We start from the raw sequence: 15,859 nt of genomic DNA on the forward strand, positions 1-15,859 counted from the left end.
ACCCACCACTAAGGTGGGATTTTCTTAATAATTCTTGGTCTTCATTAAAGCATTATAAGCAGCCTCTTGTTCGGCAGATTTCTTAGTCTTTCCAACACCTCGACCAATCTCACGACCTTCTAATTGAGCGCTTACTATGAAACGCTTGTCATGATCTGGTCCCTCTTCACCTATTAAAGCATACATCACTTCTTCATGATAATCACTTTGAACAATCTCCTGAAGAATAGTCTTACTGTCGTAAAACAATTGTTTATCTTTAATATCAGTAAGTATAAATCGATTTATAAAACCAGAGGCTACGGAATAACCGCCATCAAGATATAAGGCTCCAATTAATGCTTCAACTGCATCAGAGATAATCGAATTTCTCTCTCTTCCGCCGGTAAGATCTTCACCTTTTCCCAGGAAAAGATACTTTCCAAGTTGAATATCTCTGGCTGATAATGCCAGAGTCTGCTCACAAACGATACTTGCTCGCATCTTTGTAAGATCACCTTCATGAAGTTTTGGATAATTGGTGAAAAGATACTCACTTGTAATTATTTCAAGCACTGCATCACCTAAAAATTCCAATCTTTCATTATTGGTAAACTTGCTAAGCCTGTGTTCATTTGCATATGAACTATGCATCATAGCCTGTTTAAGCAGTTTGAAATCCTTAAAAGTATACCCAATTTTCTCTTCAAGTTCTTTCAACATTTCACTTGATACAATGGTTACAGCCTTTGTTTTTTTGTTTTTTCCAAAATCTTTCGCCTTATTCGTTATAATTACCTCACTCTCGTCTGAAAGTTTTCTGATTACGAAAACTAGTCATCCACACGTTTTTTAACAGCTTCTACTGCATCAGAAACCGTAACTATATTTTCTAACTCATCTGCACTAATCTCTCCGATTCCGAATTCATCTTCTATTTCTGTAATAATCTGATATACATCCAAAGAATCAGCTCCAAGATCATCCACAAATGTAGTATCCATTGTTATCTCTTCTACATCAAAACTAAGCACTTCTGCAATTATTTTTCTTATTTTTTCAAATTCCATAATTCTTACCTCACTTCTTCAGAATATAAAATGCTCAAAATTAATATCTTACAATGCTTTATTCAGCAATAAACTCTGAATTTTCTCATTTGTACGCTGACTTACAAACTGTTCACATTGTAAAATCGAATTTTTTATTTCTTTTTTAGTAGAATTTCCATGACTTTTAACCACAAGCCCTTTAAGTCCAAGCAAAGGTGCGCCGCCGTAAGCAGATGAATCAAAAGTCTTTAGGGTGGTCTTAAGGGAATCCTTAACCAGCAAAGCTCCTATTTTGCTTTTAGTGTTCTTCATAAAACTTTCTTTTATTTTACCTAAAAACATGGAACCAAGACCTTCATAAAGCTTTAGAATTACATTTCCTACAAAGGCTTCGCATACTATAACATCTGCATTCCCAAAGGGAATCTCCCTGGCCTCAATACTTCCGATAAAATTAATATCAGGAGAATTCTTAAGGATAGGAAATGTTTCCTTAACCAGCATATTTCCTTTTTCTTCTTCAGCGCCAATATTAACCAAAGCCACACTTGGATTTTTAACATTCATTATGTTTTCCATATATATGGAACCCATCTTGGCAAACTGTACTAGGTGGGAAGCTCTCGCGTCAACATTAGCACCACTGTCTAATAACAGTGATACCCCATTTGCCGTAGGAATAACAGCTGCAAAAGGTGCCCTTTCTATTCCTCTGATTCTTCCAACAACAATCTGACCGCCTACTAATACTGCGCCTGAACTTCCTGCGGAAACAAAGGCATCTGCCTGTCCTTTACGAACCATTGTCATTCCCACAACTATGGAAGAATCCTTTTTTTGTCTGATAGACTTAACCGGTGGGTCATCTGTAGCGATAACTTCTCTGGCGTTCACCACTTCAATTCTGTTTTTATCATATGTAAATTTTTCCAATTTAGGAATAATGACTTCTTCCTGACCAACAAGAAATACTTTAATATTATTACTCGTATTAACAGCTTCAACCGCTCCCTGGATATTGGCATCAGGTGCATTGTCTCCGCCCATTGCATCCAAAGCGATTTTAATCATATCTTCCATGTTTTCCTCCAATTAAATGCATGTTATATGCACAAATCTATTACCAATCATGGTCTTTTAAACGAAAAATCTTTCACAATATTTTTACTATACTATAATTAAAAATGTAAATCAATATTATTTGTTCATGAATTTACAAAGAAAATTCTACTCATTAATATGAGAAATCCCCTCGTTAAAGATTGTTTCTACATGGGAGTCCGCTAAAGAATAATAAACAACTTTACCCTCTCTTCTGTTTTTTACGAGATTTGCCTGTTTTAATATTCTTAACTGATGTGAAATGGATGATTTTGACATACCCAAAATATACGCAATGTCACAAACACACAACTCATTATTAAATAAAACATTTAATATTTTAACTCTGGTAAAATCACTAAATATTTTGAAAACATCTGCTACATCCATTAATTGCTCATCATCATACATTTCTGCTTTTGCCTTAATCACAGCATCTTCATGTATTATGTCACATTCACATTTTTCAATTTCTTTTTCCATATCTTTTCTCACCATTTTTCTTCCTATTGCTAAAGGAAGCTTTTATATTCTTTTTGCATGCTTTTTATAAAGCAGTTGATTTTTGCAGGCACAAAAAAGGAATATTAGATGACTCTAATACCCCTTATATTGTTTACCATTCTAGTCTTTAATTAATCCTGAGCGATAATCTCTTTTTTATTATAAGATCCACAAGATTTACAAACTCTATGTGGCATCATTAAAGCACCACACTTACTACATTTTACTAATGTAGGAGCAGTCATTTTCCAATTTGCTCTTCTTTTATCTCTTCTTGCTCTTGAAGTTTTATTTTTTGGACATATAGACATAGGTTACACCTCCTTAAAATTCTTAAATATATCCTGAATAACTGCCATTCTGGGATCTAAAACCCTGGTGTCACAGTCACAGGTCTCTTTATTTCGATTAACTTTGCAAACAGGACATATTCCCTTGCAATCTTCCTTGCATAATATCTTTGCAGGCCAGTTAACGATTAACTCATTTACGATAAGTGTATCAAGGTCCAAAACCTTTTCTTTAAGACAGAACTTCCAATCCTCCTCATTAATATCAATATCTTCATCAAATTCGATGAAGAATTCTTTATCTACAGAAGTAAGACATCTGTCACAGGGAAACTCTATTGTAAGTTTTACTTTAAATGAAACACAAAAAACGTGAGAATTCTTGTGTTTTAATGTAAGCAGAAAATCTTCTTTTGAAACAATAGGAAAATCCCCCATTTTAAAGGAAACCTTAGCAATATCTACATGAGCATTCACAGTTTCATTGCGATTTTCCTGTGATATTATATTTGATACATCAACTTGCATTATAATAATAACCTTTCCAAAAATCGAAACACAATGTATTACTAAGTTACAATTTAATATATCTTTCCTTATACATTAAAATGGCGAAAGCACTCAAACTTTCACACTTTTCCTATTATAACTGCACTCTTTCTTTTTGTCAACAGTATAAAGTAAATAAACTTGACACTAATCCTATGATTAATCAAGAAAAAAACGGATTCGAAATATATCGATATCCGTCTTTTCTTAAAAACTTAATTTTAGCCTTTTATAATCAGATTCACTTTAATGTTATTTCAATTATTTTACAAGAGCAAGTGTTTCTCTAGCGATAGCAAGTTCTTCGTTTGTAGGGTATACATATACCTTAACAGCTGAATCATCTGTAGAAATCTGAGCAGCTACTCCTCTAGGTCCATTGTTCTTAGCATCATCAATCTTAACTCCAAGATATGAAAGACCTTCGCAAACTAACTTACGAACGGAAGCGTCATTTTCTCCAACTCCGGCTGTAAATGCTATAGCATCAACACCGTTCATAGCTGCTACATAAGCTCCGATATATTTGATTACACGATGACGATATGCAGCATTTGCTACAGCAGCTTTGTGATTTCCTTCTGCTTCAGCTTTTTCAACATCTCTAAAGTCGCTTGAAACTTCTGAAAGACCAAGGATTCCTGATTCTTTATTTAAGATGTTTAATACTTCATCTACTGTTAATTTTTCATTATTTGCAAGGAACTGTACAACAGCAGGATCAACATCTCCACTTCTTGTACCCATAATAAGTCCTTCAAGAGGAGTAAGTCCCATTGATGTATCTACGCATTTTCCATCGATTGAAGCTGAAATGCTGGCACCGTTTCCAAGGTGGCATACAATAACTTTTCTATGTCCTTCTGGAAGGTTAGCAAATTTGATAATCTCTCCAGATACGAATTTATGGCTTGTTCCGTGGAAACCATAACGACGAATTCCATATTTTTCATAATATTTATATGGGATTGCATAAAGATATGCTGACTCTTCCATACCCATTCCAAATGCTGTATCGAAAACTGCAACATTAGGTGTTCCAGGCATAGCTGCTTCGCATGCTTCGATACCCATAAGGTTTGCAGGATTATGAAGAGGTCCAAGTGGAATACAATCTTTGATAACTTTCTTAACGTCCTCATTAACAACGATTGAATCACTATATACAGTGCCACCATGGAGAACTCTATGTCCAACAGCAGCAATTTCTTTTGTATCTGAGATTACACCCTTATCAGGATCTACTAATACATCCATAACCATTTTTACAGCTACTTCATGGTTAGGCATAGCTTTTTCTACAACATAATCATCTTTTCCCGGTACCTTATGTGTAAGTACAGAACCATCTATTCCAATTCTTTCACAAAGACCTTTAGCTAATACTCCTTCGGTCTCCATATCTATAAGCTGATATTTAAGTGAAGAACTTCCACAATTAAGAACTAATACTTTCATCGTTCTATCTCCTTTTTTGTAAACTTTTATATTAATTATTCTGAGCTTGTACTACAGTAATAGCTACTACTCCGGCAATATCTGAAGCAGAGCATCCTCTTGAAAGGTCATTTATAGGTTTTGCAATTCCCTGAAGGATAGGGCCGTAAGCTTCTGCTTTTCCAAGACGCTGAACAAGTTTATAACAAATGTTTCCTGCATCAAGGTTAGGGAAGATTAATACGTTTGCATGTCCTGCAACATCACTTCCTTTAGCTTTGCTTTCTCCGATTGAAGGAACTATTGAAGCATCTGCCTGAAGTTCTCCATCTACTTTAAGATCAGGATATTTTTCTTTAGCGATTCTTGTAGCTTCTGCAACCTTATCAACTAATGCATGTTTTGCACTTCCCATTGTGGAATGTGATAACATAGCAACCTGTGGCTCTACTCCAACAAGCTGTCTAAAGCTGTTTGCTGAGCTGTTTGCTATAGCAGCAAGCTGCTCTGAATCAGGATCCTGGTTAAGTGCACAGTCACCAAATACAAATACTCCATTTTCACCATATTCACAATTTGGAACGTCCATGATAAAGAATGCTGAAACTAATTCTGTTCCAGGTGCAGTTTTAAGAATCTGAAGTGCAGGTCTGATAGCATCTGCTGAGGAATGGCAAGCTCCTGTAACAACACCGTCTGCATCATCCATTTTAATCATCATAACAGCAAATGTTACATAGTCATTTAAAAGAATATCTTTAGCCTTTTCAGGAGTCATACCTTTTTTCTGACGAAGCTCTACGAGTTTATCTACGTAAGCATCAAATTTTTCAAAATTAGCTGGATCAACTACTTTGATACCTGCTATATCTGTGCCAAGTTCTTTGGCCTTTGAATCAACAGTTTCTTTATTACCAATTAAAATAATATCTGCTGTCTGATCCTTTAATACCTGAACGATGGCATGATATGTTCTGTCATCCTCTGATTCAGGAAGTACGATTGTTTTTTTGTTTTCCTTTGCTTTTGCTTTCACATTGTCTATAAAAGACATCACTATCTCTCCTTTCAAAGTCAATTCACAGTATTTTTATTATAAAACAAAAATTATTCTTACACAAGTTAAATTCCTTAAGATTTCAGTCTATTTTATTGATTTTTTATTTTTTCGTCCAATTCTGAAAGATACTCCCATCTTTCCATTTTTAAACTCAATTGTTCTTCCAAACTTTCTTTTTCTTTAGACAATTCATTTAATTTAACAAAATCACTGGCACATTTTAAAATTTCATCTTCTATAATCGAAATTTTATTTTCCAAGGCTTCAATATCTTCTTCTATAGTTTCATATTCTTTTTGTTCTTTAAATGTAAATCTCAATTTTTTCTCATGTTCTCTTTTATGAACTTTATCAAAAGATTTCTTTTCTTTAACTACTTCTCCCTTGGAATTGCTGATATTATTTTCTCCAACTGCATTTTTATAGTCTGTATAGCCACCTTCATACTGTTTTATAATTCCATTTTCCTCAAAAGCAAATATTCTTCTTACTACTCTGTCAAGAAAATATCTGTCATGCGATACCGTAATTACAATTCCGGCAAATGTATCAAGGTAATCTTCTAAAATAGCCAGTGTGGTAATGTCAAGATCATTTGTAGGTTCATCTAGAATCAATACATTTGGTGCTTCCATAAGAACTCTTAAAAGATTCAGTCTTCTTTTTTCACCACCGGATAATTTTTTTATCTGGTTATATTGAATATCCGGAGTAAATAAAAATCTTTCCAACATACTCGAAGCAGATACAAGCCCATCGTTTGTTCTGACATATTCAGCAGTGTTTTTTATGTAATCAATAACTCTTATTTCCGGATCCATATACGCAATTCCGGCACTTTTATCATTAGAAATTTCCTGAGCATAATAACCTATTTTCACGGTAGGTCCTATTACCAATTTTCCACTGTCTGCTTCTAGTCTCTTGTCAATTATTTTCATTAAAGTGGTTTTTCCACACCCGTTTTTTCCTATAAATCCTATTCTGTCATTTTTCAGGAATATATAAGTAAAATTATCAATTAATACTTTACCATCGTAGGATTTTGATATATTTTCCAGTTCTATGGTAGTCCTTCCAAGACGGCTTGAAACAGATTCCATTTCAACCTTACCGTCTTCTACAATCGGCCCCACATTTTGCATAAGATTTTCTACTCTTTGAATATGAGCCTTTTGCTTTGTGGAACGCGCTCTTGCTCCTCTTTTAAGCCATGCTATTTCTTTATCTAATATTGCTCTTCGTTTTCTAAGTCCTGCTTTTTCATAGTCAAGTCTTTGTTGTTTTAATTCCAAAAATCCCGCATAGTTTGCCTTATATGAATATATTTTTCCCTTATCAAGTTCAACTATTCTGTTGGAAACACTATCCAGAAAATATCTGTCATGTGTAACCATTATTACTGCCTGTTTTATATTTTTAAGGTAATTTTCAAGCCAGTTTGCCATTTCACTATCCAGATGATTTGTAGGCTCATCAAGTATTAATACATCACATTTTTTTAATAATGAGCAGGTTAAGGCAACTCTTTTTCTTTGACCTCCAGATAATTCAGATACTTTTTTTGAAGTATCCTCTATGCCAAATCGATTTAGCATGGCCACTGCCTTGCTAATTTCATCCCAATCTTCTTCATAATTCCCATAAGAATTTTTCACATAATTAGTAACACATTCTAAGATTGTAGTATCAGCTTCAAATTCAAAATCCTGTGGAAGAAAATTAATAACGATGTTATTTGCTTTTACTATTTTCCCGGAATCGATAGACTCAATCCCTGCTAAAATGCGTAAAAACGAGGTCTTTCCTGTTCCATTTACGCCTATTACTCCAATTTTTTCTCCCTCATCTATAGAAAAATCAGCTTTATCAAGTATTTTTCTTTCTGTAAAAACCTTAACCATATCTGTCGCTGTAATTAAATTCATCTATATTTTTCCTCCCGGTCTAAAGTGTCAATAAACCATCATTTATTATTCCATAAAAAGCTCTTTAGAGAAAGTATTTTACTATAATAAATTTAAGTATTTTAAAACAAATCTCCACTTATATGTTTTATATGCTCAACTCTTATTATCATATATCTGATTTTGTCCGAAAAATTTATTGAGAATATTTATCAATAACCAAGCTATACATTAGCCATAATATATAGAATCTGTAAGGTTTATCCTTACAAAGATAGGCACCCTTTAAAGAGTGCCTATCTTCTTCTTCTGTCTATTCCTGCCAGTTCATAATGTTTTCTTTTATCTTCATACATCATGTTATCTGCCTGTTTTTCGACTTCAATTATAGACTGTCGAGGTAACCTCAGTGCATACCCCACAGAACATGAATAGTCGGTATTATTTGTTTTGTTTTTGACTTTCTTTATGTAATTTTCTACTACAACTTTTTTTGTTCCCATTAGGATAATATTAAATTCATCTCCGCCTACCCTGTAAGCTCTCATGGAACCGTCTAAATATCTAATTATTACATCTGCAAGCCTTTGAAGAGATATATCTCCTTCTTTGTGTCCCTTGGTGTCATTTATTTCTTTTAAGCCATTCATATCTATAGCAATTAAGCCCGTTATTTTTGAATCTTTGCTTATGATACAATCGTAATATGACTGTCTGTTTAATAATTTGGTTAAAACGTCTTTTTTAGCTGCTTGCATATAATGATAATAATAATAAAACACTATACAAACAACAAAAACCGTTTCCTGATAATCATGTTTTAGAAAACCTGTCATTTGTAATACTGTTGTAATTAATATTATTAAACCTAAAAATACAATTACAGAGCATTCTATCATATCTCTTTTACCAATTCTGTGCACAGACATAATAAGCAAAATAAAAATATACAAAAAAGAAATAAATATAGGTAATAATCCCAAAGGTCCTCTTACATACATATAATTTTCATCATATCCAAATACAACATCTGAGAAAAATGCTGTCATACAAATGAATATATCTATAATAGCCGGTACATATAACCATTTAGGGAAAAATGCTTTATTATAAAAAGTCTTTAAAGTAAGGGTAGCCATTAGAACCTGTAAAGTGTATCCCAAAATTACGAAAAAAATTCTTAGATAATAAAATTTCACATCCAGCCCCGTAAAATATTCACCGGTATTTGCCAGGGCATTCATAAAGTCAAGAACTAAAAAAATACATATATTCCTTCTACTGACAAAATATTTTGTATCAATACTAACAATAAGCAGATAAAAAGCCACGACGATAACCATCAATATATAATATTCATTTAAAAAATAATTTATTACGCTGTTACTCAAAATTAAACTCCTAAATTTATATAAATCTTTTTATCTTAAATATTGTCTAAGTCAAATATGTATTTTAAATACCTCATATGGATGCTTTAAATAATAAACATAATATTAACACAGATAGTTCATATTTTTAAGCAATAATAATACATTTTCCTACAACATAAAAGAAATATATGAATAAATCTTTTAAATTTAAATACTTTAAACATCATCATTCCATTTTAGCACAGAAAAACCCTTGCCAAAGCAAGGGATAGATAAATATGAACTTTATAGTTGTAAGCCTGATTTCTTATATAAAAAGACCCATTAACAAATGGATCTTTTTATATATTTGATATCGAATAATTATTTACCTAACTTTTCTTTTGCAAGATCAGCTAATGCTGTAAATCCAGCTGCATCATTTACTGCCATTTCAGCAAGCATCTTTCTATTGATATCAACACCTGCAACTTTTAATCCATGCATTAACTGGTTGTAAGATAATCCATTGATTCTTGCTGCTGCATTAATTCTAACGATCCAAAGCTGACGGAACTGTCTTTTTCTTTGTTTTCTACCAACATATGAACTTGCAAGAGCTCTCATTACTGCCTGTTTTGCAACTCTGTACTGTTTTGATCTAGCTCCTCTATATCCCTTAGCGAGTTTTAAAACTCTGTTATGTTTTTTCTTAGCGCCTATTCCACCTTTAATCCTTGCCATAGTAATTTTATCCTCCTTATATTATAAATATGGTAAAATCTTCTTCATTACCTTTGAGTTTGTAATATCAGTTATAACTGCTTTTCTAAGATTTCTCTTTGTCTTTGGAGACTTTTTGGTTAAGATATGGCGTCTGTAAGCCTTATTTCTTTTTAATTTTCCTGTTCCTGTTACTTTAAAACGCTTTGCAGCACTTTTTTTCGTTTTCATCTTTGGCATAATTAATATCCTCCTTAAATGTAATTATATAAATCGCAAAACTATCTCTTTTCAGCCAAAAACATAGTCATGCTTCTTCCTTCAAGCTTTGCAGGTTTTTCGATAACTGCAACATCTTCAAGCTTTTGGGCGAAATCATCCAGGATGTGCTTACTTGTGGAAATGTGTGCCATTTCCCTTCCTCTAAAACGAAGCGTTACCTTTACCTTATCGCCTTTAGCAATAAATTTCCTAGCAGCATTTGCTTTCGTGTTAAGATCATTTACATCGATATTTGGCGAAATTCTAACTTCTTTCACTTCGATTGTTCTTTGCTTCTTTTTAGCCTCTTTTTCCTTACGAGCCATCTCATATCTGTATTTTCCATAATCGATTATTTTGCAAACAGGTGGTTTAGCACCCGGTGCAATCTTAACAAGATCAAGACCTGCTTCACGAGCCATCTTTAAGGCCTCTTTAGAAGATACAATACCTATCTGTTCACCGTCTTCTCCAATAAGTCTGACTTCCTTATCTCTAATTTGTTCGTTAATTAATAATTCGCTAATATCTGTGCACCTCCAAAAAAAATGGATAGCAGAAGCTATCCACAAATACATATAAAGAAAAGTGCCTTAACACTAATTAATCGTATTTTATAACCGTAAGCCGCCCATAATAGCGCTTCGGTGAGAGTGGATACTCTGCTTCTTCTTTCTAAGCTCTTCGCTCAACTTTTAAAATAATATCACCTTATTAATACATTGTCAATGTTTTTTTTAATAATTTACGGCTTCAATTCCTCGGGCAACTTTTATAAAGTTGAGAATCAATTTAACAGTTTCATCAATACCTATATCACTACTCTTTATGCATAAATCAACACCTCTTGCATTTCCCCAGGGTGTATCGCAAAAACTGTTATGATATCTGGCACGAAATTTATCTTTTTTTCCAATAGCAGGTCTTGCTTCGTTTTTTGAAAGTCCATATACCTTTTGAGCTCTTTCTATTCTAAATTCCATGTCTGCAGACACAAATAATGAAACCTGTGCTGGGTGGTTTCTTAAAATATAATCACTGCATCTGCCTACAACAACAAAGGATTGACCTTGCTCTGCCAGTTTTTTAATAAATTTGAATTGTTTTTTTGCAAGTATATTTGCTGAAGACTTAACTGAACCTGAAAAAGCTCTAGTAAAAGCAAAGGTAGATGGTTTTTCATCTTCCTCTCTCCACTCGTCAACATTTCCGTTTTCTTTGAATACTTCATCGATTATATTATTATGATACAAAGGAATGCCGTAAGCCTTTGACAGCTTTTCTGCTATCTCCAATCCACCACTACCGTACTCTCTATCAATACAAATTATCAATTGTTTATCCATTATCTCTTACCCCCGTCCGTATTAAATGCCAAATAATACATTTATTATATCATAAACAACTTGCTCAATATACAATATTTTTTTATCATTTCTTTGTCCCTTTACTATCTCTTTTTCCTATGTGCATTCTAGAAAGATTTATAGTTTTATTGCCGGCCTTTATTTCTCTTACTTCATTTTCTTTGAGTAAATATATTTCTTCTACTGAATCTTCTCCAGTAAGTTTCATACCCCTCACTCCGCAAGCTGCTTTCTTTTGCTCTGGAATCTGATCCAACGAAAATCTCAAGTACGAACCTTTTTCAGTCTGAAGCACAATTGTTTCTTCTGCATCAATCAAATTAACTGCCAAAAGGCAATCGTCCTCATTTAATTTTGTGGCAGCAACATTTTTTCTAGATACAAAAAATTCATTTCCTGACACTTTTTTTACCATAGATTTTTTTGTAGCAAATAATAACTCTCTATTATATATATCGTCACTTGAATATATTGCAACTATATTTTCTTTTGAACTGTCAAATGTTGATTTGTTATCAATTGGAATACCCTTATCTCTAAATCGCCCTATTGAATAATCAAGCAATTTCACAGAATGTAAATTACCTTCTTTTGTAAAAATGCAAATTTTACCTGTGTTCTTTCCATGAATTACATATTTATTTTCAGTGTCCGCAGCCTCTTTATTTCTTTCATAGGTATTTAAATCTATAACTTTTGAATAACCAAACTTATCCATTAAAAATACTATTTCTTCTTCTTTTATTTCTTCTTTAAAGACAACTGCTTCCTTTGCATTGGTAATTTCCGTTCTTCTAGGTCTTTCAAACTCTTTTTTTATTTTTGTAAGTTCTTTTATAATTTCCTTTGCCATTAGGTAGTGGTTTCCTAACAGGCTTTCATATAATGCAATCTTTTTTAATGTTTCTTCATGTTCTTTTACAAGAGCTTCCATTTCCAGACCGATTAATTTATATAATCTCATTTCAAGAATAGCATTAGCCTGGGCAGGGGTAAATTGAAGCAATTCAGCCATTTTTCTTGAGGCTTCACTTTTAAATTTAATCCCTTTTGTAACACCATTTACAAGACATTCTCTAGCCATTTTTATATTTTTACTGCCACGCAAAATCTCTATAATCAAATCAATTACATCACAGGCTTTTATTAAACCTTCCTGAACTTCATTTTTTTCTTTTTCTTTTGTCAGCAGATTATTGTACTTTCGTGTAGCTGTTGCAAACCTGAATTCAGAGACTTTATTAAGAATTTCTTTTATCCCAAATACTTCCGGACGCCCATCACACACTGAAAGCATATTTACTCCAAAAGTATCCTCAAGTCTAGTCTTCTTATATAATAAATTTTCTACTGCTTTTGCATCGGCACCTTTTTTTAACTCAATAACTATTCTTATTCCCTCTTTAGAGGACTGATTGGAAATATCTGTAATGTCATTTGTATATCTATTTTCAACCAGGGAATATACATCATTTAAAAATTTCCCAATGCTTAAGCCAATCATTGTATACGGTATTTCTGTGATGACAAGGCATTCCTTTCCACCTTTCTTTTTTTCAACTTCAACCTTACCTCTAAGCTTGATTTTGCCACAACCGCTTTGGTAAATATTAATAAGTTCATCCTTGTTTACTACTATTCCTCCGGTAGGAAAATCAGGACCTTTAACAATCTCCATAAGCTCTTGTGTCGTAATATCCGGATCTTTTATAGTAGCAATAAAAGCATCTATAATTTCACCAAGATTATGAGGTGGAATACTGGTAGCCATACCAACAGCAATTCCTTCTGCTCCGTTAACTAAAATGTTAGGAATCTTTACCGGCAATACCTCAGGTTCTTTCTCTGTTTCATCAAAATTCGGTATAAAATCAACAACATCTTTGTCTATGTCTTCAAGGTATGCTTCCTGAGTAATTTTCTGAAGTCTGGCCTCTGTATAACGCATAGCCGCTGCGCCATCACCTTCGATTGAACCAAAATTCCCATGTCCATCTACCAAAGCCAGTCCTTTTTTAAAATCCTGAGACATCACAACTAAAGCATCATAAATAGAACTGTCTCCATGTGGATGATATTTACCCATGGTATCACCGACTATACGGGCAGATTTTCTAAATGGTCCATTATATTTTATTCCCAGTTCATGCATATCATAAAGAGTACGTCTTTGTACCGGTTTTAAACCATCTCTGATATCCGGTAATGCCCTGGATACTATTACGCTCATAGCATAATCTATATAAGATTTTTGCATAATATCTGAATATTCTGTTTTTATTATTGTATCATCCATATCTATTTTAACCGGTAATACCGGATTTCTCCTTTCATGTTACTAAATGTCCAAATCAGCTTCTCTTGCATTTTTATAGATAAATTCTTTTCTTGGAGGTACCTCCGTACCCATTAAAAGTTCAGTAATTTTAGACGCTGTCATTCCATCTTCTATTTCAACTCTTTTCAATAATCTCCTTTTTGGATCCAGCGTAGTCTCCCACAACTGTTCAGCATCCATTTCACCAAGACCTTTATATCTCTGAAGTGTAAAACTTCCTTTATGCTTTTTTCGATAAGCAGCAAGGGCTCTGTCATCATAGAGGTACTCTTCTTTTCCTTTTTTGGGAATCGCCTTATATAAAGGTGGCATAGCAATATATACATGCCCCTCATATATTAGTTCAGGCATAAACCGATAAAACAAAGTCAAAAGCAAGGTAGAAATGTGAGCACCATCAACATCGGCATCAGCCATAATGATTATCTTGTCATATCTTAATTTTTCTATATCGAAATCATTTCCATATCCCTCGGAAAATCCACAGCCAAAGGCATTAATCATCGTCTTAATTTCGACATTTGCAAGAACTTTGTCTATTGTTGCCTTTTCTACATTTAATATTTTTCCCCTTATAGGAAGAATAGCCTGAAAATTTCTGTCACGAGCTGTTTTTGCGGAACCACCGGCTGAATCTCCCTCCACAATAAATATTTCACATTTTTTAGGATCTCTGCTTTCACAATTGGCAAGCTTTCCATTACTGTCAAATGAAAATTTCGGCTTTGATAAAAGGTTTGTTTTAGCTTTTTCTTCTGTCTTTCGGATTTTAGCTGATCGTTGAGCACATTCTATTACTTTTTTTAATACTTCAACATTTCTATCAAAAAATAACTGTATCTGCGTTCCTGTAATTTTGGATGTAACTCTGGCAGCATCCTGATTATCTAATTTGGTTTTCGTCTGACCTTCAAATCTTGGATTAGGGTGCTTTATTGATATAATCGCAGTCATTCCATTACGCACATCACTTCCGGTAAAATTCGGTTCTTTATCTTTTAATATTCCTAATTCTCTTGCGTATTGATTTAAAACACTTGTAAAGATGCTCTTAAAACCTGTGATGTGAGTACCACCTTCTGAATTAAAGATGTTATTACAAAAACCAATAATATTTTCATGAAATTCATTTATATATTGGAATACCGCTTCAACAACAATTCCATCCGACTCTCCCTTAAAATAAATCGGGTCATGAATTTTGTCCTTATTTTGATTTAACTCATTTATAAACTCTATTAATCCATCCGGCTCAGAAAATACAATTTCTTCCTCTTTTCCTTCTCTCTTATCTTTATAAAAAATAGTAAGATTAGGATTCAAATATGCAGTTTCATGAAGTCTTCTTTTAATATCTTCTTCCCTGAAAACAGTTTTTTCAAAAATCTCATCATCAGGAAGAAAATTTATTTTAGTACCGCTTTTTGATTTTTTTCCAATAACCGGAAGCATACCATCTACAAGTTCTACAACCGGTCTTCCTTTTTCGTATCCATCATGCCATATCTTTCCATCTCGGTATATTTCTATGTCCATTCGATTTGAAAGGGCATTTACAACTGAAGAACCTACACCATGAAGTCCTCCTGTGGTTTTGTATACACCTGAATCAAACTTTCCACCGGCATGAAGTGTGGAAAAAACGAGTCTGGCTGCTGAAACGCCCTTTTTATGCATGTCAACTGGAATACCTCTGCCATCGTCTTCTACTGTGGCAGAACCGTCTTTTTCTAAAGTTACATATATATTGTGACAATATCCTGATATATGTTCATCAACTGAATTGTCTACGATTTCATAAATAAGATGATTTAGTCCTTTCACGGAAACGCTGCCTATGTACATTCCCGGTCTTTTTCTAACTGCTTCTAATCCCTCTAACACAGAAATGGAATCTGCATTGTATTTTTCATTACTCATAATATATTCCTCTCAAAGT

16 protein-coding genes are annotated in these 15,859 nt (G+C 33.4%); all 16 read right to left on the reverse strand.

Annotated elements, in window-relative coordinates; translation table 11 throughout:
* Nucleotides 1-24: 24 nt before the first annotated feature.
* Nucleotides 25-702 carry a ribonuclease III gene (gene rnc / locus BM153_RS01810; RefSeq protein ID WP_092870159.1) on the reverse strand — a complete coding sequence of 226 codons (678 nt, stop codon included), beginning with the start codon at nucleotides 700-702 and terminating at the stop codon, nucleotides 25-27.
* A gap of 110 nt (nucleotides 703-812) precedes the next feature.
* On the reverse strand, nucleotides 813-1,049 hold the full coding sequence (acpP, locus tag BM153_RS01815) for an acyl carrier protein (RefSeq protein WP_092870161.1): 237 nt from the start codon (nucleotides 1,047-1,049) through the stop codon (nucleotides 813-815).
* A 48-nt stretch (nucleotides 1,050-1,097) separates the two neighbouring features.
* Nucleotides 1,098-2,102: a phosphate acyltransferase PlsX gene (gene plsX / locus BM153_RS01820; protein WP_092870363.1), complete on the reverse strand. Its 1,005-nt coding sequence runs from the start codon at nucleotides 2,100-2,102 to the stop codon at nucleotides 1,098-1,100.
* Between the two features lie 156 nt (nucleotides 2,103-2,258).
* Complete coding sequence (locus BM153_RS01825) at nucleotides 2,259-2,630, reverse strand: ArsR/SmtB family transcription factor (protein ID WP_278278319.1); 372 nt, start codon at nucleotides 2,628-2,630, stop codon at nucleotides 2,259-2,261.
* Nucleotides 2,631-2,767: 137 nt separating this feature from the next.
* Nucleotides 2,768-2,947, reverse strand: coding sequence for a 50S ribosomal protein L32 (gene rpmF, locus BM153_RS01830; RefSeq protein ID WP_092870163.1), 180 nt, complete (start codon nucleotides 2,945-2,947; stop codon nucleotides 2,768-2,770).
* A 3-nt stretch (nucleotides 2,948-2,950) separates the two neighbouring features.
* Nucleotides 2,951-3,454: a YceD family protein gene (locus BM153_RS01835; protein ID WP_092870165.1), complete on the reverse strand. Its 504-nt coding sequence runs from the start codon at nucleotides 3,452-3,454 to the stop codon at nucleotides 2,951-2,953.
* Nucleotides 3,455-3,736: 282 nt separating this feature from the next.
* A complete protein-coding gene (locus tag BM153_RS01840; RefSeq protein WP_092870167.1) occupies nucleotides 3,737-4,933 on the reverse strand; it encodes an acetate kinase in 1,197 nt (398 codons plus the stop codon).
* A 31-nt stretch (nucleotides 4,934-4,964) separates the two neighbouring features.
* A complete protein-coding gene (gene pta, locus BM153_RS01845) occupies nucleotides 4,965-5,966 on the reverse strand; it encodes a phosphate acetyltransferase (RefSeq protein ID WP_092870169.1) in 1,002 nt (333 codons plus the stop codon).
* 95 nt (nucleotides 5,967-6,061) lie between these two features.
* Nucleotides 6,062-7,900, reverse strand: a complete 1,839-nt coding sequence (locus BM153_RS01850) for an ABC-F family ATP-binding cassette domain-containing protein (RefSeq protein WP_092870171.1) — start codon at nucleotides 7,898-7,900, stop codon at nucleotides 6,062-6,064.
* 275 nt (nucleotides 7,901-8,175) lie between these two features.
* Nucleotides 8,176-9,270 (reverse strand): GGDEF domain-containing protein, encoded by a 1,095-nt coding sequence (locus BM153_RS01855; RefSeq protein WP_092870173.1) that lies wholly within the window; start codon nucleotides 9,268-9,270, stop codon nucleotides 8,176-8,178.
* 345 nt (nucleotides 9,271-9,615) lie between these two features.
* Nucleotides 9,616-9,975 (reverse strand): 50S ribosomal protein L20, encoded by a 360-nt coding sequence (gene rplT, locus BM153_RS01860; RefSeq protein ID WP_092870175.1) that lies wholly within the window; start codon nucleotides 9,973-9,975, stop codon nucleotides 9,616-9,618.
* A gap of 21 nt (nucleotides 9,976-9,996) precedes the next feature.
* Entirely contained in the window at nucleotides 9,997-10,194 is a 198-nt protein-coding gene (gene rpmI / locus BM153_RS01865) for a 50S ribosomal protein L35 (RefSeq protein ID WP_092870177.1), read from the reverse strand.
* 41 nt (nucleotides 10,195-10,235) lie between these two features.
* The gene (gene infC / locus BM153_RS01870) at nucleotides 10,236-10,793 is read right to left on the reverse strand and encodes a translation initiation factor IF-3 (RefSeq protein WP_092870179.1); all 558 of its coding nucleotides are present in this window, start codon (nucleotides 10,791-10,793) and stop codon (nucleotides 10,236-10,238) included.
* 159 nt (nucleotides 10,794-10,952) lie between these two features.
* The gene (locus tag BM153_RS01875; RefSeq protein ID WP_092870181.1) at nucleotides 10,953-11,561 is read right to left on the reverse strand and encodes a cytidylate kinase-like family protein; all 609 of its coding nucleotides are present in this window, start codon (nucleotides 11,559-11,561) and stop codon (nucleotides 10,953-10,955) included.
* An 85-nt stretch (nucleotides 11,562-11,646) separates the two neighbouring features.
* Nucleotides 11,647-13,878, reverse strand: coding sequence for a DNA gyrase/topoisomerase IV subunit A (locus BM153_RS01880; RefSeq protein ID WP_092870183.1), 2,232 nt, complete (start codon nucleotides 13,876-13,878; stop codon nucleotides 11,647-11,649).
* Nucleotides 13,879-13,920: 42 nt separating this feature from the next.
* On the reverse strand, nucleotides 13,921-15,840 hold the full coding sequence (locus BM153_RS01885; RefSeq protein ID WP_092870185.1) for a DNA gyrase/topoisomerase IV subunit B: 1,920 nt from the start codon (nucleotides 15,838-15,840) through the stop codon (nucleotides 13,921-13,923).
* Between the last annotated feature and the right edge of the window lie 19 nt (nucleotides 15,841-15,859).

The organism is Acetitomaculum ruminis DSM 5522 (assembly GCF_900112085.1).
GTDB lineage: Bacteria > Bacillota > Clostridia > Lachnospirales > Lachnospiraceae > Acetitomaculum > Acetitomaculum ruminis.